This is a genomic window from Bacillus sp. MD-5, assembly GCF_002201875.1.
GTDB lineage: Bacteria > Bacillota > Bacilli > Bacillales > Bacillaceae > Bacillus > Bacillus stercoris.
The window spans coordinates 709309-730419 of the sequence record NZ_CP021911.1 but is presented as its reverse complement, the minus strand read 5'-3'; the positions used below and the strand labels follow the sequence as shown (position 1 = coordinate 730419).

Annotated in this window: 19 protein-coding genes; 7 read left to right on the top strand and 12 right to left on the bottom strand. The window is 46.2% G+C overall.

Annotated elements, in window-relative coordinates; translation table 11 throughout:
• Positions 1-69: 69 nt before the first annotated feature.
• Positions 70-930: an NAD(P)-dependent oxidoreductase gene (locus tag CDO84_RS03420; RefSeq protein ID WP_040083731.1), complete on the top strand. Its 861-nt coding sequence runs from the start codon at positions 70-72 to the stop codon at positions 928-930.
• A 36-nt stretch (positions 931-966) separates the two neighbouring features.
• Here the strand turns inward: CDO84_RS03420 and pdaA are convergent, their stop codons facing one another.
• Positions 967-1758 carry a delta-lactam-biosynthetic de-N-acetylase gene (gene pdaA / locus CDO84_RS03415; RefSeq protein WP_040083732.1) on the bottom strand — a complete coding sequence of 264 codons (792 nt, stop codon included), beginning with the start codon at positions 1756-1758 and terminating at the stop codon, positions 967-969.
• A gap of 100 nt (positions 1759-1858) precedes the next feature.
• Complete coding sequence (locus tag CDO84_RS03410; protein WP_003223132.1) at positions 1859-2044, bottom strand: SE1561 family protein; 186 nt, start codon at positions 2042-2044, stop codon at positions 1859-1861.
• 144 nt (positions 2045-2188) lie between these two features.
• On the opposite strand from CDO84_RS03410, the gene yfkAB reads away from it, so the two are divergent.
• On the top strand, positions 2189-3310 hold the full coding sequence (yfkAB, locus tag CDO84_RS03405; RefSeq protein WP_040083733.1) for a radical SAM/CxCxxxxC motif protein YfkAB: 1122 nt from the start codon (positions 2189-2191) through the stop codon (positions 3308-3310).
• A complete protein-coding gene (gene mscC / locus CDO84_RS03400; protein ID WP_082033036.1) occupies positions 3311-4153 on the top strand; it encodes a mechanosensitive ion channel protein MscC in 843 nt (280 codons plus the stop codon).
• Between the two features lie 38 nt (positions 4154-4191).
• Here mscC and CDO84_RS03395 read toward each other — a convergent pair whose 3' ends face one another.
• Positions 4192-4986 carry a YfkD famly protein gene (locus CDO84_RS03395; RefSeq protein WP_014663209.1) on the bottom strand — a complete coding sequence of 265 codons (795 nt, stop codon included), beginning with the start codon at positions 4984-4986 and terminating at the stop codon, positions 4192-4194.
• A 70-nt stretch (positions 4987-5056) separates the two neighbouring features.
• Positions 5057-6112: a calcium/proton exchanger gene (gene cax / locus CDO84_RS03390; protein WP_014663208.1), complete on the bottom strand. Its 1056-nt coding sequence runs from the start codon at positions 6110-6112 to the stop codon at positions 5057-5059.
• A 166-nt stretch (positions 6113-6278) separates the two neighbouring features.
• Between cax and CDO84_RS03385 the strand changes: the two genes are divergently transcribed.
• The gene (locus CDO84_RS03385; RefSeq protein ID WP_040083736.1) at positions 6279-7454 is read left to right on the top strand and encodes an MFS transporter; all 1176 of its coding nucleotides are present in this window, start codon (positions 6279-6281) and stop codon (positions 7452-7454) included.
• 198 nt (positions 7455-7652) lie between these two features.
• On the opposite strand, the gene CDO84_RS03380 is transcribed toward CDO84_RS03385, so the two are convergent.
• The 3 genes from CDO84_RS03380 to yfkJ are packed head-to-tail and all read right to left on the bottom strand — an operon-like array spanning position 7653 to position 9312.
• A complete protein-coding gene (locus CDO84_RS03380) occupies positions 7653-8480 on the bottom strand; it encodes a YihY family inner membrane protein (RefSeq protein ID WP_014663205.1) in 828 nt (275 codons plus the stop codon).
• A gap of 23 nt (positions 8481-8503) precedes the next feature.
• Positions 8504-8824: a hypothetical protein gene (locus CDO84_RS03375; RefSeq protein ID WP_003233665.1), complete on the bottom strand. Its 321-nt coding sequence runs from the start codon at positions 8822-8824 to the stop codon at positions 8504-8506.
• A 17-nt stretch (positions 8825-8841) separates the two neighbouring features.
• A complete protein-coding gene (yfkJ, locus tag CDO84_RS03370) occupies positions 8842-9312 on the bottom strand; it encodes a protein-tyrosine-phosphatase (protein ID WP_040083737.1) in 471 nt (156 codons plus the stop codon).
• Between the two features lie 202 nt (positions 9313-9514).
• On the opposite strand from yfkJ, the gene CDO84_RS03365 reads away from it, so the two are divergent.
• Both CDO84_RS03365 and CDO84_RS03360 read left to right on the top strand, forming a co-directional pair.
• Positions 9515-9730, top strand: coding sequence for a DUF1128 domain-containing protein (locus CDO84_RS03365; protein WP_003243712.1), 216 nt, complete (start codon positions 9515-9517; stop codon positions 9728-9730).
• A gap of 164 nt (positions 9731-9894) precedes the next feature.
• Positions 9895-11085 carry an MFS transporter gene (locus tag CDO84_RS03360; protein WP_040083738.1) on the top strand — a complete coding sequence of 397 codons (1191 nt, stop codon included), beginning with the start codon at positions 9895-9897 and terminating at the stop codon, positions 11083-11085.
• A gap of 39 nt (positions 11086-11124) precedes the next feature.
• Here the strand turns inward: CDO84_RS03360 and yfkM are convergent, their stop codons facing one another.
• Positions 11125-11643 (bottom strand): general stress protein 18, encoded by a 519-nt coding sequence (yfkM, locus tag CDO84_RS03355; protein WP_014663200.1) that lies wholly within the window; start codon positions 11641-11643, stop codon positions 11125-11127.
• Positions 11644-11886: 243 nt separating this feature from the next.
• Here yfkM and CDO84_RS03350 point away from each other — a divergent pair, with 243 nt between their 5' ends.
• Positions 11887-16260, top strand: a complete 4374-nt coding sequence (locus tag CDO84_RS03350; protein ID WP_082033037.1) for a multifunctional 2',3'-cyclic-nucleotide 2'-phosphodiesterase/3'-nucleotidase/5'-nucleotidase — start codon at positions 11887-11889, stop codon at positions 16258-16260.
• Between the two features lie 36 nt (positions 16261-16296).
• Here the strand turns inward: CDO84_RS03350 and CDO84_RS03345 are convergent, their stop codons facing one another.
• The 4 genes from CDO84_RS03345 to treP form a co-directional block, all read right to left on the bottom strand.
• Positions 16297-16962, bottom strand: a complete 666-nt coding sequence (locus tag CDO84_RS03345; protein ID WP_014663198.1) for an NAD(P)H-dependent oxidoreductase — start codon at positions 16960-16962, stop codon at positions 16297-16299.
• A gap of 139 nt (positions 16963-17101) precedes the next feature.
• Entirely contained in the window at positions 17102-17818 is a 717-nt protein-coding gene (gene treR, locus CDO84_RS03340; RefSeq protein ID WP_040083740.1) for a trehalose operon repressor, read from the bottom strand.
• A gap of 20 nt (positions 17819-17838) precedes the next feature.
• A complete protein-coding gene (gene treC / locus CDO84_RS03335) occupies positions 17839-19527 on the bottom strand; it encodes an alpha,alpha-phosphotrehalase (protein ID WP_040083742.1) in 1689 nt (562 codons plus the stop codon).
• 71 nt (positions 19528-19598) lie between these two features.
• The gene (gene treP, locus CDO84_RS03330; protein ID WP_003233682.1) at positions 19599-21011 is read right to left on the bottom strand and encodes a PTS system trehalose-specific EIIBC component; all 1413 of its coding nucleotides are present in this window, start codon (positions 21009-21011) and stop codon (positions 19599-19601) included.
• Positions 21012-21111: the final 100 nt, after the last annotated feature.

Here is a 21111-nt window from a genome sequence, read left to right as displayed (position 1 = left end):
TAAGCCGATTGCTATGCATATTCTGTTTATATTGTTTATAATGGAAAAAATATTCAGGGAGTGATCAGATTGAAAATTGCTGTCATCGGACTCGGCAATATGGGACAGCCCATTGCCCGAAATGTTCTTCAAGCAGGCTACGAATTGACTGTATATAACCGGACGAAACAAAAGACGGAAGAACTTGTCACAGAAGGCGCACAGGCAGCTGATACGCCGCGGCTGGCGGCAAAGTCCGCTGATATTGTCATGACAATGCTTGCAGATGATGATTCTGTCAGCGCCGTGACATTTGGAGAAGACGGGCTGCTTGAAGGATTAGCAGAGGATGGCATTCACATCTCGATGAGCACGATCAGTGTTGAATTCTCAGAGAAGCTCGCAGCGGCTCATGCAGAGAAAGGGCAATCCTTTCTCGCCGCTCCCGTCCTTGGCAGACCGGATGCCGCAGCCAAAGCCGCGCTTCGCATCATAACAGCAGGACCGGCGGAAGCGAAGCAAACCGCCAAGCCTCTGCTCAATAGCCTCAGCCAGCAGGTATTTGACGTCGGCGAAGAAAGCAAGATAGCAAATGCAGCGAAAATCAGCATCAATTTCTTACTCGTGTCTATGCTGGAGGCGTTATCTGAATCTTTCTTAATGATGGAGAAGTACGGCTTAGAACAAAAACAGTTTTTAGAAATTGCCAGCGCGCTTTTTGGCTCCCCTGTCTACCAAAATTACGGAACCATCATGGCCGAGCAGAAATTTGAGCCGGCCGGTTTCAAAATGTCATTAGGGCTGAAGGATACCAATCTGGCAATCGCCGCCGCAGAACAGGTTTCTGCAAATCTTCCTCTTGCCGAGCTGGCCAAGAGCCATTTTGAAAGCGGGATTGAACAAGGCTTCGGAGATCTGGATTGGGCCGCACTGATTAAATGTATAAAATAAAGAAAAGCCTCTCCGTTTCAGGAGAGGCTTTTCTCATTACAAGGACGGCATCTTCATTTCTTTCTCAAACATCAGATCATCAATGCTTTTAAAAGTGTAGCCTTGTTTTTTCAGGTCTGTGATCGCATCATCCAGTGCTTCAGCATTGTCTCTTGATACAGTGTGAAGCAGGTAAATAGCTCCTGGGTGCGCCTGCTTGATCATATGATCGTAAGCATATTTCTTCCCCTTCTGGTTATTGATTTTCCAATCAACAAAAGCGACTGACCAGAAAACGGTTTGATAGCCGAGGCGTTTCGTTTCTTTCAGTACGTACTCACTAAACACGCCGCGCGGCGGGCGCAAGTACAGGTTGTCCTGCTTTCCCGTAATTTTATAAACCTCTTCGTTGACTGAATCAAGTTCATCCTGAATCTGATCAGCTGTTTTTGTCGTCAAATCCGGATGGTGAAAGGAATGGTTGCCGATAATATGGCCCTCATCTGACATTCGTTTAATCAGCTGAGGCTGGTCTTTTATGAAATGCCCGGTGACAAAAAACGTTCCTGTTACGCGATGTTTTTTTAAGACATCAAGCACTTTTGGCGTATAGCCATTTTCATACCCGTTATCAAACGTTAAGTAAATCGTTTTTTCCTTTGTATTCCCTAAATAAAACGCATCATATTTTTCAATTAAGCGGTTCAGCTGCTTCCCGGCATCTGGCGGCTGATGATTGACACTTCGTTTAAACCCCCAATTAATCGGCTCATTCGGCACCGCTTCCGCCTGTGCTGCACCTCCGGCAAGCAATACGGCGGCGCAGCATATTGAACACATCCACTTCATGGCCAGCGCTCCTTCTGCATTTTTTCTTATTTTACAGATAGGGGCTTTGTTTTATACTGTTGCTTTATGCCAATAGAAAAAACCGCGCCGACGCGCGGTTTTATTCCCAATCTTTTTTAAAACGTTCGTATTTGGCTTCCAGGTCATCAAGCATGCTGATGAGCCTGTCTATATCTTCAACGTCGGTTGCTTCAGGGTCTAATGAATCGATGACGTTCATAAACATGTCAAGTCTGTTCTTTAAATAATCAATCTGCTGGTCTTTATTGTTTACGGCGTTCCCCATGCTGTTCCTCCATTCATTTTTTATTATGGTAGCTCATTTTTTGCGGTTTTTCAATCGCCGCGCTACTTGCGATCTTGGCAAATCAGGTCTAAAATTAACTGTTGGCAGCGTTAGTATGCCCATTTATAAAGGAGTTAGATAGTCATGACACAAAACACGAAGCTGCGTCCGATTACGCCTGAGTTTGATCCTTGGGAAGCCTATATGGATGTTGACCAATACGGAGACATGCAGCTGACAAACGTTGAATTCACAACGACGACACTTTGCAATATGAGATGCGAGCATTGTGCTGTAGGCTATACATTGCAGCCTAAAGACCCGAATGCTCTGCCAATAGATCTTCTGTTAAAACGGCTGGAGGAAATCCCTCGCCTGCGCTCCATCAGCATTACAGGCGGAGAGCCTATGCTTTCGTTGAAATCAGTAAAGGAATATGTCGTTCCTTTATTGAAATACGCCCATGAACGGGGTGTACGGACACAAATTAATTCAAACCTGACCCTCGACATTGAGCGGTACGAATGGATCATTCCGTATCTCGATGTGCTACATATTTCTCATAACTGGGGTACAGTTGAAGATTTTGCTGAAATCGGCTTTGCCATGATGGACAGAAAACCGACCTTCGAACAGCGCGCGCGCTATTTTGAAAAAATGATCGAAAACAGCCGCACGCTCGTGGATGCCGGAGTAATGGTATCTGCGGAAACGATGCTGAACAAACGAACTCTTCCGCATATTGAGCATATTCACCGCCAAATCACAGAAGATATGAAATGTCAGCGTCATGAGGTCCACCCAATGTATCCAAGCGATTTCGCAAGCGCTCTTGAATCCCTCAGCCTGAAAGAGATGAGACAGGCCATTCACCGCTTGCTGGATATTCGTGATGAAAATACGTGGATGCTGTTCGGAACGCTGCCGTTTTATGCCTGTAGTCCGGACGAAGACGACCAAAAGCTGCTTCGCCGGCTTCGCTCGGCAAAAAACGTTACCGTGCGAAATGACCCTGACGGCCGTTCTCGCCTGAATGTAAACATTTTTGACGGAAACATTATCGTGACCGATTTCGGCGATACTCCGCCGCTTGGCAATATTCAGACGGACAGCCTCCCTTCCGCCTATGAAAAATGGAGAGAGACCAAGCTTGCAAAAGAACTGAGTTGCCACTGCCCGAATGTCCGGTGCCTCGGACCGAATGTTCTTGTCAAAAACACTTATTATCAGGATACAGATTTCACAAAACGTCAAGCCAGGAGTTAGATGCGGATGGAAGAAACACTTACAGAGATTTTCCAGAATAAAATCGTCGATATTCTCCTCGTTGCCGTTATCCTTTGGATTGGTGTTTTTATCATCAACCGGCTGGTACAGCTGTTTTTTAAACGGACGGACTTTATTGAAGAAAAAAAGGAAAAAACGATTGAAAGCCTTGTCCGTTCTGTCACCCAATATACGGCGACGATTGGATTTATCTTTTACGTTATTTCTTTATTTGTGCATGATTTCGGCAAGATATTAGCCGGAGCAGGCGTTGCAGGTATCGTGATCGGTTTTGGCGCCCAATCTCTGATCAAAGATGTGCTGGCCGGTGTCTTCTTAATATATGAACGCCAGCTGCACAAAGGCGATTATGTCACCGTCAACAACTTGTTTAACGGGACAGTGGAGGAGATTGGCCTTCGCTCGCTGCAAATCCGGGAATGGAGCGGCAAACTGCTCACCATCAGCAACGGCGAGGTCAGGCAGATAGAGAACTATAATATCCATTTTATGCGGATTATCGAATCGTTTCTTATCAGCTTTAAAGAAGATCCAGACCGCGTGTACAGCGTGTTGGAAGAGGCATGTGACATGCTGAATGAAGAGCTTCGTGATTCATTGAAGCGGGATGAATTCGGCAATCCGGCAGAACCGTTTCAAGTCCACGGCATCACCGCTTTGAATAAAATCAATCGCGGCGTCGAATTTACGGTGAAAGGCATGGTGAAGGATGATGATTATTTCAGCGCCAGCCTTGCAGCAAGACGAATACTCGTTCGCCAGCTGTACCAAAACAATGTGCAAATGCTTGAGGAAGCGGTCCGAATTGAGAGAACCCAATAAACAAAAAAACTGATTCCGAGTCGGAATCAGTTTTTTATTTATCTGATCAGTGAGGAAAGCTGAAAGCCAAACGTGACATGATCTTGAACCGGAATCCATGCGCCGATTCCCTGTGACGTGACATTTTTCACGACGAGTTTTCGTTTATTTCCTTTCAGCACTAAGTACACTTCTCCGTAAGTCACTTTTCCTTTTTCATTCACAGCCGGTGCATATGCATGTAGATAACCGATTTTTTTAGGAGCGACTTTATAAATCTGATCCCGTTTTGTGCCAGCCCCGATGACCGTCTCAAATGCTAGCGGAAGGTTCGTTTTCTTCATCGCTTTTTGCATCATCATGCTTTTGACATCTTCAGCATTCGGAACTTTAGCTGTCAGGCCGCCCTTCACTTTGTACTGCTGTTCCTGGGCATAATGCATTTCAGCCGTTTCCTTCCCGCCGCGGTTATCTGCACGGTTTGTATTGATTTTTTTATATTCCCAGTTTGCGACTGTTTCATTTGATTCATAGCCGAGCGCCCATTTCCCGAGAAATATTGTCGCACGGTACCCTACCGCAAGCGGTGTGCCGGATATGTTGGATTCATTCAGCATTTTGATGAGATGCGGGTTTTCAATCTCCACCTCAGAATGATCGAGCAATTCCTTTGCCAGCTTGCTCGGCTGAAGCATTGGCTGATCCTGTGAAGCGTTCGGATACGTGTTTTCCTTGGAAATGCTTGCGACAGAATTAGGAACCTTAAACTGCTTTTTCGCGTGGATGGGCTGAACGCCGAAAAAACTAAAGAATAACAACACGATAAGTGTGGAATGAAATAGCTTTTTCATCATATCACTCTTTCTATGGCATTTTCCCTTAGTCTTTTCATCCCGCTTTGTTGTTATCCAACATTTTTTCAGGTTAAAGAAGGAAAAAGCCGATCGCCATAATGACATATGCGGCAAGCAGTGTCGCCCCTTCAAACCAGTTGGAATCCCCGTCGTTCGAAATAGCGATCATCAAGAGAACCGCTGATACCATCGCAACGAGCTCCGGCAATGTAAAGACAAGCGGCATGCTTGTCGGGAAAAAGATAGAACAGATGACGAGCACCGGTGCGACAAACATAGCGATCTGCAGCGTAGAGCCGACTGCAATTTCAACCGCAACGTCCATTTTATTTTTGAAGGCCATAATAATCGCTGACGCGTGCTCCGCCGCATTTCCTACAATCGCCACAATGATGACCCCGATAAACAGCTCGCTCCAGCCGAACTGCTCAGCCACCGAGTGGAATGTGTGGACAAGGTTTTCGGATATGTATGCCACGACAATCGTTGCCGCAAACAACACAATCGTCGCAACCTTCCCTGACCATTCCGGCTGTTCCTCCTCTTCATGCTGGGCGGCATTGTTTGGCTGATAAACTCCGCGGTGCGTGACGAGTTTAAAATACAGCGCCGCGACATATAGCAGAATCATGATAATGCTGATGCCGATGCTTAAATTGAGCTTGCTCGCGTCTCCCATTCCAATAGAAAATACTTCGGGAATCACGAAGGCGACAATGACGGCAAAAATCAAAAGCCCCGAATTATGGCGCGCATCATGAATATTAAACTCTTGGCGCTTATACTTTAAACCGCCGACAAAAAACGATAGGCCCGCGACCAGCAGCAGGTTTCCCAGCACTGAACCGGTTAAAGAGGCAAGCACGATTCCTGTCAGGCCTTCCTTTAATGCAAAAAGGGAAATAATCAGTTCAACCGCATTCCCGAAGGTTGCATTCAACAAACCGCCTATCCGCGGTCCTGCAATAATGGACAGTGATTCTGTCGCCCTTCCCATATAGCTTGCAAGCGCGATAATTGTCACGCAGTAAACGGCAAAAAGAACCGCGGAAGGCCAATGCATCAAACTGCCAATCACAGAAAGCGGAACACCGGCCGCCACTAAAATAAAAAAGATACGATTCATGGTGAAATGGCTCCTTTTTTATGACTTGTTTTATTTTTATTCTTCTCAAAAACCTTCATGATTACACGAGGGCAAATGTTTAGCGTGATATAGGCTTTTTTCAGGTTGCCTGCTTTTGGAAAACGTTGTACGATCAACATAGATTCCACATAAGGAGAACGACACGATGTCACGATTTCATTTCTTTATCCTTGTCTTGCTCGTTTCCATTTCCGGGTTTTCACAGGGCATGCTGCTGCCTGTCATTTCAATCATTTTTGAAACAAATGGAGAATCCGCTGCTGTCAACGGCCTGCATGCGACCGGACTGTATATCGGCGTGCTTTTGGCTTCGCCGTTTATGGAAGCGCCGCTCAGAAAACTCGGATTCAAGCCGCTGATCGTCATGGGCGGAAGTATTGTCATTTTAAGCTTATTCGGATTTATTTGGCTTCAGTCAGTTTGGGTCTGGTTCCTGCTTCGCCTGTTTATTGGAATCGGCGACCATATGCTTCACTTTTCTACGCAAACGTGGGTAACCTCCATGTCATCAAAACAAAATCGCGGAAAAAACCTGTCTATTTACGGGCTTTCCTTTGGCCTTGGATTTGCCGCGGGTCCGTTCATGGTGCCGCTTGTCAAGCTGAGTCCGTCGCTTCCTTTTATCGTGTCCGGCTGCATCAGTCTGTTTGCGTGGCTTTTTGTTTTCTTTCTACAAAATGCATACCCAGAAACCAGTCCTCATGAAACCAAATCTGACAATAGTTTCAGGCGGTTTTATCAGGCCATGCTGTTTGGATGGGTTGCCTTTATGCCTACATTTGGCTACGGGTTTCTGGAGACGGCGCTGAACGGAAGCTTTCCCGTTTACGCGCTCCGTTTGGGGATATCAGTAGACGCAGTAGCGATCATCCTTCCCGCATTTGCGATTGGAAGCATTATCTTTCAGTTTCCTCTCGGCATCCTCAGCGATAAATACGGCAGGCGGAATGTGCTGCTGGTGATTTTACTGACTGGGGCTCTTTGCTTTTTGATCGCCGGTATATTCCCTTTGCCTTACGTGATCGGCTGCTGCTTTTTTATTGCGGGAATGGCTGTCGGATCAACCTTTACACTTGGCATCAGCTATATGACAGATCTTCTCCCGCCTCATCTCCTGCCGGCGGGTAACCTGCTTTGCGGCATTACATTCAGTCTTGGCAGCATTCTCGGCCCAATTGCCGGCGGCTGGTATATGCAGACATTTGAAAGCGCAAACTTGTTCTACTTCATTACTCTTACGCTTAGCGCTGTATGGCTGGCCCTTGTGCTAGGCAAACCGAAAAGCTGGTCACCGGCTGAAACCTATTCTTCATCTTCCTAATCAAAAAGCCTCCCGACATGATGTCAGGAGGCTTTGATGCTAATGGTAGCCGTTTTGTCCGTTGGCGCTTCCGCTTGTTTTATGGCTCGATTTGCTTTTCGAGTTTTGTTTGTTATGGCTTCCGCCTTTTTTCGTATGCTTGGTCATCACGATATCCCCCCGACTTCTTTTTGAACCGAAGTTCGTTTATAGGATGCACTAATGGTAGGGGTTTTCATCAGGAAGCTTTTTACGTTTATGTAAAAGAGCGTTGATTTCTCCGCCTAGGATAATTAAAATACCGCTCAAGTAAAACCAAATCATCAGAACGATGATTCCCCCGATGCTCCCGTAAGTGGCGCTATAGTTCGCAAACGTGCTGACGTAAAACGAAAACAATGTGCTGACAATGATCCAGCCGAGGGTCGCAAAGACCGCACCCGGCATGACAAACCGGAGAGACAGCTTTTTGTTCGGTGCAATCACATACAGCGCGGAAAAAACAATCAAAAGTACAAGAGGGCTTACACCCCATCGAATGGCGGCCCAGACGGATAAAAACAGATCTGACGCGCCGACAAAGTCAGAAGCGAGCCTTCCAATCTCCCGGCCAAATACCGGCAGAAGCAAAGCCACTAAAATCGTAAATACCATGGCAATCGTCAAAAAAATCGAGGTTAGACGAACAATGATAAAAGAGCGGTTTTCTTCCACATCATACGCGTGGTTTAACGACCGGACGATCGCGTTCATTCCATTAGACGCAGACCATAATGCGGCGATAATCCCGAAGGACAGCAAACCGCCATTTCGATTATTTAAGGTTTGATGGGTAATGGATTCAACGAGAGACATCGCACTGGCGGGAGCATATTGTTCTATGACTCCTAAAACATCATCGGTAGAAAGCGGAAGATACGCGGTGAGCGTCAGCATAAAAATCAAAAACGGAAACAGTGACAATAGAAAAAAATACGCCAGCTCCGCTGATTTGCTTTGTCCTTCGTGAAGGGTGTACCTGCTGAAAAGCTCTTTTAAAAAACTCATGTCGCCTCACCTCGCATGTTTAATCATTTTTTTGAAAAATGCTCTTTCGTTTCTTGCACAAGTTCCATCACTTGCGGTGTTGTTTTCTTCAGCTCTTTCACCTGCTGATTCACAAAGTCGACTTCCTTTGAAAGCGTTTGGGCGAGCTTTTTGGCCTCATCCACTTTTGTGATGACAGTGTTTTTTAACAGCTCCGGATTGCTTTTATACAGTGAAAGTTTATGCTTGCATGTCAGCCATCTCATGCCGCACGCCTGTCTTGTCGGCTTATGGAGCAGTGATAACGCCGCGCCTGCCGCAGCTCCGAGAAATATCCCTTTCAGCATTAAACGTTCGTTGTTCATGCAAATTCTCCTTTCACTCACAATTGTTTTTCTTTTTGAATCGACGCAAGCAGATGCTCACAGCCCGATTTGATTAATTGGCAAACCTCTTCAAAATTCCCCGTGTAGTAAGGATCGGGAACATCGGCCAGATCAGAATCTTCAACATAGTCCAAAAGCCTTTTGATATGCGGGGTGTTTTTAAATCCCGCCATGCTTCTGAGACTTCCGATATTTTCTGCATCCATTGCAATGATGTAATCAAAATCGGCCAGATCCTGTTCGCTGACTTGACGCGCCAGCATGCCATCAAAGCTGATTCCTTCTCTTCGCAATATCTCCTGCGTTCCCTCATGCGGGGGGTTGCCGATGTGCCAGCCGCCAATACCGGCTGAGTCCGTCTTGATTTTCCCCGCTAATCCTTTTTTGGCTGCCAAGTCCCGAAAAATCGCTTCCGCCATCGGAGACCGGCAAATGTTTCCTAAACAAACAAATAACACGCTTATCATGTTGTGCAACCTCCCTATTCTTTGCCCCTATTTCTCTAAAAAGAAACCTTCATGAATATCTTAGTAGGATGTTCATTTCCTTTTCAACTGATGTCTTCACTTTTTTGGAATAAACAGCCTGCTTTTAGAATAGGGTTTTTTTCTGAAGGAATTCTGTTAGAATAAAACATACCTATATTGCGTAAAGAAAGGATGGAATCATTTGTCCAGCCCAAATACAGAGACATTAACTCAAATGATTGAAGAGATTTCCCAAAAGCTGAACATGCTGAACGTCGGCGTGATCAAAGCGGAGGATTTCAGTGATGAGAAGATCGAAGACCTCACGTACCTTCACCGCATGGTGATGAAAAAAGAATCATTCAGCCCAAGTGAAATGCAGGCAATTGCTCAGGAACTAGCCTCGCTTCGCAAATAATGGAGACTGGCCGGAAACTCGGCGAGTCTTTTTTATCATTGCCTCAAAACCAATTTTCCTTAACAGGCGCCATTTATATCTGCTTAATTTTTGCATTCGAAGAAACAGGCTGCCAAACATGATACTCATGACAGTGTTCGAATAAGTTGTGAAGGAGTACAAGCATGAAAACGTCACATATCAAAACAGCATCCGGAATGTATATCAACTACTTCTTTCTGGGGATGGTCAATATCATTCTCGCATCCAATATGCCCTCTTTAACAAAACAATGGAATACCGATCCGACCGGCATCAGTTATGTCATTGCCGCTATCGGGTTTGGCAAACTGCTGACATACGGCATTTCCGGGGTTTTATCTGATAGAATCGGCAGAAAGCCGCTTGTTGTCGCTTCTGCGGGAATTATGGCCGTCTTTTTAGTCGGTATTCCTTTATCACCGAGCTATGAGCTGGCGTTTGTGTTCGCCTTATTAGCGGGAGTTGCAAATTCAGCGATGGACGCAGGAACATATCCCGCCCTGACCGAACTCTTCCCGGCTGCTTCCGGTTCGGCGAATGTCTTGGTCAAAGCCTTTATGTCTGTCGGGGCAGCCCTTTTGCCGCTTTTGATCACATTTTTAGCAGACCACAGCATGTTTTACGGATTTGCTTTTTATCTGCCGGCAGCGGTCTATCTCCTGAATATTATTTATTTATCAACGCTTTCGTTTCCTAAAAAACATAAGAAACCAACTGATAGCGGCCAACAGGAATATTCCGTTTTCTTGTCTGAACCTGTTTTTCAGAAAGAAGGCACCGCACTGATTATCATCGGTTTTACATCCACGGCTTTATTTACGGTTTCTCAAATCTGGCTCCCGAGCTACGCGCAAAAGGCAGCCGGGTTAGCTGAATCAGCATCCGTACAATTGCTGAGCTATTATAGTATAGGGTCTCTGGCATCTGTTTTATTATTAGCCGTTTTGCTGAACAGATGGGTCAAACCTGTCTTCATAACGCTCTTATATCCTATTATTACTTTATGTACGCTCGCAGTTATGCTGACGGTTCATACCCCAGTCGTGCTGGACATCACTGCCTTTTTCTTAGGCTTTTCTACTGCAGGTGTGTTTCAAATGACCATTACGTTAATGACAGAGCTGTTCTGGAAGCGAAAAGGAACCGTTACCGGAATTGTAGCGACCGCTTCAAGCCTTGCATCGATTCTGCTTCCGATTGCAACAGGCCTTATCGCAAAAGCGGGAGGCATCGCCCATATTTTCATGTTCGACTTCGGCATTGCGGTCATCGGAACGGCTGCAGCTGCTTTCTTGTATTACAGGTACAAGAAACTGACAGGTGCTCAAGCCTAAGCAACAAAAAAACGGACGCCCGTGAGCGTCCGTTTTTTCTTATTTCTCAAGCAATGCCAAAGATTCGCGGTTAAATGCCGGAATGTCGTCCGGTGTTCGGCTTGTAACCAGTTGATCCTGGCAAACAACCACTTCCTTGTCCACAACGTCGGCACCGGCGTTTTCCATGTCAACACGAATGGACGTATAGCCTGTTGCTTTTCGGCCGTCGAGCGCTTTCGCATTGATTAAAAGCTGCGGGCCGTGGCAAATGGCGAATACCGGTTTTTTGTCAGTCATAAAGGCTTTTGTAAATTGGACGAAACGATCGTCAGCGCGAAGCTGGTCTGGCGAAAATCCTCCAGGAATCAAAAGCGCATCAAAGTCTGAAGGGTTTACGTCGTCAATGGAAGCGTCAACTGTCACTTCCGCTTTCCCCTGCTTGCCTTTTACTGTTTTTCCTTTTTCAGTTTCGATGACAGTCAGTTCATGTCCCGCTTCTTTAAAAGCTTTCGCAGGCTCAGTGTACTCGCTGTCCTCAAAGTAATCTGTCAAAACAACTGCAATTTTTTTCCCCATGGTTCATAACCTCCCGCTTTAGATGTCTACATAAAACACTCTACCCCAGCCACACTAAAATAAACATTTTGCGAATATGGACAAGCGATAAGCATAAATACCCAGCATTTGTCGTTTGAAGCTGCTACATAGTACTCATTTTTCTCCCTTTTACAATAATCATAAAGAAACACCTACAAATAGTTACAAAATATTCTTACAATAGGAGCTGTAACACAAATTTCGTTGAAAGGTGGAGAACTGGTGAGAATACAGAAAAGACGAACACACGTCGGAAACATTCTCCGTATTCTTTTGCCCCCAATTATGATACTTAGCCTAATCCTCCCAACACCACCCATTCATGCAGAAGAAAGCGCGGCTCCTCAGGTGCATCTGAGTATTTTGGCCACGACTGATATTCATGCCAATATGATGGATTATGATTACTACAGCGACAAAGAAACGACGGATTTCGGGCTGGCGAGAACGGCGCAGCTGATCCAAAAGCACCGCGAGCAAAACCCTAACACCCTACTTGTGGATAACGGCGACTTGATTCAAGGGAACCCGCTGGGTGAATACGCGGTGAAATATCAAAAAGACGACATTATCTCCGGCGCGAAAACCCATCCGATTATCAGCGTCATGAATGCGCTGAAATACGACGCCGGGACGCTTGGCAATCACGAATTCAACTACGGACTCGACTTTCTCGACGGCACAATCAAAGGAGCCGATTTCCCGATTGTCAATGCCAACGTCAAAACAACTAGCGGCGAAAATCGTTATACGCCGTATGTGATAAAAGAGAAAACGGTCACTGACGGAAACGGCAATAAACAGAAAGTAAAAGTCGGCTACATAGGCTTTGTCCCCCCGCAAATCATGACATGGGACAAAAAGAATCTCGAGGGGCAGGTGCAGGTGCAGGATATCGTAGAATCCGCCAATGAAACGATTCCTAAAATGAAGGCGGAAGGCGCAGATGTCATTATTGCCCTCGCCCACACCGGCATTGAAAAGCAGGCGCAATCATCAGGCGCAGAAAACGCCGTGTTTGACCTTGCCACTAAAACGAAAGGCATTGATGCGATTATCTCGGGCCATCAGCACGGGCTCTTTCCTTCCGCGGAGTATGCAGGTGCTGCTCAATTCGATGTGGAAAAAGGAACGATTAACGGCATTCCTGTCGTCATGCCAAGCAGCTGGGGCAAATACTTAGGCGTGATTGACCTCAAACTTGAAAAGGCGGACGGCTCATGGAAGGTTGCAGATTCCAAAGGCAGTATTGAATCTATTGCCGGCACCGTCACATCCAGAAACGAAACCGTTACAAACACCATACAGCAAACACACCAAAACACACTGGAGTATGTTCGAAAGCCAGTCGGCAAAACCGAAGCCGATATTAACAGCTTTTTTGCCCAGGTCAAAGATGATCCTTCCATTCAAATCGTTACTGATGCGCAAAAATGGTACGCCGAAAAAGAAATGAAGGATACCGAGTACAAGGACCTGCCGATTTTATCCGCCGGAGCGCCGTTTAAAGCAGGCGGCAGAAACGGAGCCAATTACTACACAAACATTCCGGCCGGAGATCTTGCGATTAAAAATGTCGGTGACTTGTATCTTTACGATAATACTGTCCAAATCGTCAAACTGACAGGCAGCGAAGTGAAGGACTGGCTGGAGATGTCAGCAGGCCAATTCAATCAAATTGATCCGTCTAAAGGCGGCGATCAGGCCTTGCTGAACGAGAATTTCCGCTCATATAATTTTGATGTGATTGATGGCGTCACATATCAAGTCGATGTGACAAAACCGGCTAAATACAATGAGAACGGAAAAGTGGTCCATGCGGATTCATCCCGGATCATCAACCTTTCCTATGAAGGCAAGCCGATCAGCCCAAGCCAGGAATTTCTCGTGGTCACCAATAATTATCGTGCGTCCGGAGGCGGCGGGTTCCCTCATCTGACGAGCGATAAAATTGTCCACGGCTCTGCGGTTGAAAACAGGCAGGTGCTGATGGATTACATTATTGAACAAAAAACAGTCAATCCAAAAGCAGACAACAACTGGTCAATCGCGCCTGTTTCCGGTGCGAATATGACGTTTGAATCCTCGCTTTTGGCCAAGCCATTTGCCGATAAAGCAGACGACGTCGCTTATGTAGGCAAGTCTGCGAATGAAGGCTATGGTGTGTATAAGCTGCAATTCGATGATGATTCAAATCCAGATCCTCCTAAAGACGGACTGTGGGATCTGACTGTCATGCACACGAATGACACGCACGCCCATCTCGATAATGCAGCGAGACGAATGACGAAAATTAACGAAGTGCGCAGCGAAACAAACCACAACATTCTCCTTGATGCGGGAGATGTGTTTTCCGGTGATCTGTATTTCACAAAATGGAACGGTTTGGCCGATTTGAAAATGATGAATATGATGGGCTATGACGCCATGACCTTCGGAAACCATGAATTTGACAAAGGCTCGACAGTGCTTTCTGATTTTCTAAGCGGAAACAGCGCAACCGTTGATCCAGCGAACCGCTATCACTTTGAAGCGCCGGAATTTCCGATTGTCAGCGCAAACGTAGATGTGTCAAATGAGCCCAAACTGAAATCATTTGTCAAAAAGCCGCAAACCTTTACGGCAGGTGAAAAGAAAGAGGCCGGCATCCACCCTTACATTCTGTTAGACGTTGACGGGGAGAAAGTCGCCGTATTCGGACTGACAACGGAAGATACGGCCACCACCTCAAGTCCGGGCAAAAGCATCGTATTCAATGATGCCTTTGAAACAGCACAAAACACTGTCAAAGCGATTCAGGAAGAAGAAAAAGTAAATAAAATTATTGCATTAACCCATATCGGGCATAACCGAGACCTTGAGCTCGCCAAAAAAGTAAAAGGCATTGACTTGATCATCGGCGGACACACTCACACCCTCGTTGACAAAATGGAGGTCGTAAACAACGAAGAACCGACGATCGTGGCGCAGGCAAAAGAATACGGCCAATTCTTAGGGCGTGTTGATGTCGCGTTTGATGAAAATGGCGTTGTGCAAACAGACAAATCAAATCTGAGCGTGCTGCGAATTGATGAACATACAGAAGAAAACGCAGAAGCAAAACAAGAGCTCGATCAGTTCAAAAGTGAATTAGAAGACGTGAAAAATGAAAAAGTCGGCTATACGGATGTGGCGCTTGACGGCCAGCGTGAGCATGTGCGCACGAAAGAAACGAATCTCGGAAACTTCATCGCGGACGGTATGCTTGCAAAAGCGAAAGAAGCAGCCGGCGCCAGAATAGCGATAACAAATGGCGGCGGCATCAGAGCCGGCATTGACAAAGGGGATATCACACTCGGCGAGGTGCTCAACGTGATGCCGTTCGGCAATACGCTTTACGTGGCCGATTTAACCGGAAAACAAATTAAAGAAGCCCTTGAACAAGGCCTAAGCAATGTGGAAAACGGCGGCGGCGCTTTCCCTCAGGTAGCCGGAATCGAATATACCTTTACATTAAACAACGAACCTGGACACCGTGTGTTAGACGTGAAAATTGAATCGCCTAACGGAGACAAAGTTGCTATAAATACGGATGATACCTACCGCGTGGCAACAAATAATTTTGTCGGCGCCGGAGGAGACGGATATTCTGTCTTTACACAAGCCTCCCATGGTGAAGACCTTGGCTACGTTGATTATGAGATTTTCACCGAACAGCTGAAAAAACAAGGAAACAAGGTCTCTCCTAAAATTGAAGGACGGATCAAAGAAGTATTCCTGCCGACAAAGCAGAAGGATGGCACCTGGACACTTGATGAAGACAAATTTGCGATTTACGCTAAAAATGCCAACACGCCGCTTGTCTATTATGGAACACATGAAGGATCACAAGAGAAGCCTATCAATCTTAAAGTGAAGAAAGATCAGGTCCAACTTTTGAAAGAAAGAGAGTCAGATCCTTCATTGACGGTGTTCAACTACTGGTACAGCATGAAGATGCCAATGGCGAACCTTAAAACCGCAGACACTGCAATCGGAATCAAGTCGACGGGAGAGTTGGATGTGTCATTGGCAGATGTATATGACTTTACAGTAAAGCAAAAAGGAAAAGAGATAAAATCATTCAAGGAGCCCGTTCAGCTTTCGCTTCGCATGTTTGATATTGAAGAAGCCCATAATCCTGCCATTTATCACGTCGACAGAAAAAAGAAAGCTTTCACAAAGACAGATCACGGATCAGTTGACGATGATATGGTGACAGGATATACAAACCACTTCAGTGAATACACGATCTTAAATTCCGGAGAGAACAACAAACCGCCGGCATTCCCGTCAGATCAACCGACAGGCGGGGATGACGGCAATCATGGCGGCGGCTCCGACAAACCTGGCGGAAAACAGCCGACTGACGGGAACGGAGGAAATGATACGCCTCCTGGCACTCAACCGACTAACGGTTCGGGCGGGTCAGGAACAGACGGCCCGGCTGGCGGCCTGCTTCCCGACACAGCCACATCCATGTACTCGATCCTATTGGCCGGATTTCTGATTAGTGCACTCGGCACGGCATTGTACTTACATCAAAGGAGAAAACAGAATAGAGCGAATCAGGCATAAAAAAGAGCTGCTCGCTATGCGAGCAGCTTTCTTTATTTAAACCCACTTCACAACATCTTCAACAGCAGATCTTGTTTTCGGACGAGGGTCTCTCACTCGGTAGCCGAATGCCACCATCACAGAAATATCAAAGCTTCCGTTTTCCAGAAGCCCTTCTTCTTCAAGAATGCGGTGAATGTGATCATACTGGAAGCCTTCAATCGGGCAGGAATCAACACCAATTTGCGCAGCGGCAGTCATCATGTTGCCAAGCGCAATATATGTTTGTTTTGATGCCCAGTCAAACAATGTTCTGTCACTTTCAAGCAAATGCAAATCGTTTTTCTGGAATTCTTCTGTTTTGCTTAGATAGCCTTCGTACACGTCTTGAGGCATTTGTTTTACTTCTTTTAAATGACGTTTGATGTAGTCCGCATTATATTTCATATCCTTCGCTGTACGTGCGAGAATCAGGACGAAATGGCTTGCGGTCGGCAGCTGCTTTTGCGCGCCCCACGTGTATTCGCGAAGCTTCTCGCGGAATTCCGGATTTTGGACGACGACAAATTTCCAAGGCTCAAGGCCAAGTGAGCTTGGAGACAGTCTTCCTGTTTCTAAAATAAATTCAAAATCGCTGTCTGACACTTTTTTATTCGGATCAAATTCCTTTGTCGCATGTCTGAAATGGTATGCATCCAAAATTTGTTTCTTTAGATCTGCCATGTAAAACACCTCTCCTTTAGGTTACTCTCATCTCTATTGTAGCCATTATGATAAAAAGTAAAAGTACGCACATTTTTGTTGGATAGTATCAATTTTGATACCAAATAAAAAAGCGCACTGCCAAAGGCAGGCGCCTCTTTCACTTTCCCCGCCGCGCAAAATCGACAAACCGGAATTTGTCGAGACGGTGTCTGCTTTCCGTATATTGAAACAGACTCGTATCCTCCAAAAAGACGTAGTTTCTCACCACAACCATATGGTCATAGCCGCGTAAATCGAGCAGCTCTCTGTCCTCATCCGTACACGGCTCGGCGACAATTTCTTTTTGGGCGTAACTGATCGAAAGACCGAGTTCTCCTTCTATATATTCATATATGGAGTTTTCACAAATTTCTTTCGTCAGGTGAGGGACATGCTTTCTGAAAAAGTAATCCTTGTCCAAAATCACATGTTCCCCGTCAATCTTTCTAGACCTGATGACTTCCCAGATGTCGTCATCCGAATTGGCCCGGAGCTGTTTCTGGATCAGCTCTGACGGAGGCTCCAACCCGAATTTGTGTACAGTTGTTTTCGTTTCTTTGCCAAGCGTTTGCGCGAGCTCCTTGAAGCTGACAAGACCCGAAACGGGAAACTGCATTTTTTCACGGTTGAGAACGATAGAGCCCTTCCCTCTGATTTTCTGAATATAGCCGTTTTGCGCGAGCATATGAAGCGCCTTTCGGACCGTTTCTCTTGATGTACCATACTGTGCGGTCAACTCATGTTCAGACGGAAGAATCTTTTCCGCTTTCCATCGGCCGCCTTCGATTTGCTGCGCGATGTCTTTATAAATTGTGATGAATTTATTCACCTTCATTATGGACCACCCAGCTTAGTTTAACACGGTTTCGTTAAACGATAAACAATGGACTCATACGGACGGAGCGTCATGTTCTGAAGCCCTTCCCTTGCTTCATCGTTCGTCAACAGCACCTCTGCCTTCCATTCGTCAGGCGCTAAAGAGTCCGGCAGTGTAAAGGCCGCCTCTGTCCCGTAAAAATTATTGATCACGAGCAGCTTTTCATTGCGGCCGTGTCTGAGATACGCAAAAATGCTCGGGTCATCCTTTGCGATTAACTCATACGTCCCCTCTGTCACGATGTCATACATTTTGCGAATCTGAATTAATTTTTGATAATGGTAAAACACCGAATTTTGATCCCTCAGCGCCGCTTCAGCATTGATTTCCCGATAGTTGCCGGCAACCGGTATCCATGGTGTGCCCGTTGTAAAACCGCCATTCTCCGAAGCATCCCACTGAACGGGGGTTCTGGAATTGTCACGGGATTTCGCCTGTAAAATCGCTGTGATCTCTTGATCAGCCATTCCTTTGTCCTTCAAGGCGTGATACATGTTCAGCGATTCCACATCCCGATAGGAGCTGATGTCAGTAAACTTCGGATTCGTCATCCCCAGCTCCTCGCCCTGATAAATATAAGGCGTGCCCTGCATCATATGAATGGCCGTAGCAAGCATTTTCGCCGATTTCACCCTATACGCGCCATCATCTCCATATCTTGATACAACGCGCGGCTGATCATGATTGCACCAGAACAGAGCGTTCCATCCCCCTCCTGCGTGCATCCCCGTTTGCCAGTCGGATAGGATCTCCTTCAGCTTCAAAAAGTCAAACGGCGCCAAGGCCCATTTTTCCCCGTTTGGATAGTCAACCTTGAGATGATGGAAGCTGAACGTCATGTCTAGTTCCTTATTGGCAGGATTCGTATATCGAATGCAATGGTCTACCGTCGTTGAAGACATCTCACCGACCGTCATGCTGTCATAATGTGAAAACACCTTTTCGTTCATTTCATGCAGATATTCGTGCACCCGCGGCCCGTCAGTGTAATAGGCACGGCCGTCTTCTCCGGCTTGCGCATCCGGAAAGCGCTGGTCTTTAGAAATCAGGTTGATGACATCAAGCCTGAAGCCGTCTATCCCCTTTTCAAACCAAAAATGCATCATGTCATAGACATGCTTTCTGACCTCTTCATTTTCCCAATTCAAATCAGCCTGCGTCACATCAAACAGATGCAAATAGTATTGTCCCGATGCTTCATCAAGCTCCCATGCCGAGCCGCCGAATTTCGATTCCCAGTTCGTCGGGTGAGAACCGTTTTGCCGCGGGCTTTTCCATATATAAAAATCACGGTATGGGCTGTCGATTGAAGAAATCGCCTCGCGAAACCATTTGTGCTCTGTTGACGTATGATTGACGACAAGGTCCATAACGACTTTCAAGTCTCTTTTATGCGATTCGGATAGTAACCTTTCAAAATCCTCCATCGTTCCATATTCAGGATAAACCGAGTAATAATCACGAATATCATACCCATTATCATGCTGCGGAGAATCATAAATCGGCGTCAGCCAAAGCACATCCACCTGAAGTGTTTTTAAGTAATCGAGCTTTTCGATGATGCCGTTCAGGTCACCTACACCGTTTCCTGTCGTATCGTTAAAGCTTTTCGGATAAATTTGATAGACCACAGCTTTTTTCCACCATGGCGTTTGTTCTGTTTTCATCTGTTTCCACCACCGATTTTTAAATGATAAATGGGAAAAGGGAACGATAAACACGTCCCGCTCCCCATTGGTTATTTATGTTTGAATCTTGCATACGCGTATGTTCCGGCAAACGGTACGATTAATACAATGGCCATCCCGATAGCAAACGCGCCCCAGTACTGGCTCATGATTGAGAAAATCCCCGGCACACCGCCGACACCGACGGAGCTGGCCAGCACACCTTGAGAAGAAATATACATTCCGGCCAGCCCAGAGCTGACCATTGCGATGATAAATGGGAATCTGTATCGCAGATTCACCCCGAAGATGGCAGGCTCTGTAATGCCAAGATAAGCAGAAATCCCTGACGTGAGGGAGAGGCCTTTTTGTTTCTCATCCTTCACGATAAACATCATGGCCAGCGCGGCCGAACCTTGGGCGATATTAGAAAGCGCCAGCATCGGCCATAAAAAGGTGCCGCCGAGCTTTGATCCGATGAGCTGCAGGTCAACGGCAAGAAACGTGTGATGCATACCGGTAATCACGAGCGCTGAGTAAAAGCCGCCATATAACAAACCGCCAAGTGCGGCAAAAGAACCGAACACCGAGATAAGCCCTGAAGTCAGTACATTACCGATCGCAAATGTAATCGGGCCGATAATGATAAAAGAGGCAAATCCTGTTAAGAGAAGCGTAATTGGTGCGACAACGAGCAGCTGTATGCCCTCAGGTGTGCGTTTTGTTAAAAATACCTCAATCTTCGCCAGCATATAAGAAGCAAGCAAAATGGGGAGCACCTGGCCCTGATAGCCGACTTTCTGCACCTCTAGGCCGAATAGATTCCATACCGGGATCTCTCCGCTTTGTTCTGCGGCGCCATATCCCCACGCATTCAGCAAATCAGGATGCACGAGCATAACCCCGAGCACAATGCCGAGAAGCGGATTGCCGCCGAACCGCTTGACGGCAGACCATCCGATTAACGCAGGCAAAAACGTAAAGGCCGTGCCTGCAATCAGGTTAATCATATTAGCAAGATCCGCCCACTGCGGATAAACCTGCACAATCGATTTTGTGCTGAAGAAAATGCCTTCCGCCGTTAAAATGTTATTGATCCCCATTAAAAGACCCGCCGTGACAATCGCAGGCAATATTGGAATAAAAATATCTGCAAGCGTTTTCACAGCACGCTGCAAAGGATTCATATTTTTTTCTGAGGCCTTCTTCACTTCATCCTTTGTTGACTCGCCAATCCCCGTTTCCTTAACCAGTTCAGCATATACTTTATTGACAGTTCCCTGGCCGATTACGACCTGAAACTGTCCGTTTGTCGAGAATGATCCCTTTACCACATCAATTTGATCAAGCATCTCTTGGTCAACCTTGCTTTCATCTATTAATGCAAAACGCAAACGTGTAACACAATGAGTTGCCGCTGCAATATTTTCAGCACCGCCGACTGCTTCGACAATCTGACGTGCCGATTTGTTCAGTTCCCCCATGCCAACCCCTCCGTATCCGTTTTTATAACTTGTATATACAACTTATGAGTATATTGTATTCCTGTATATACATGTAGTCAACCATTTTTTATAGCGCTTT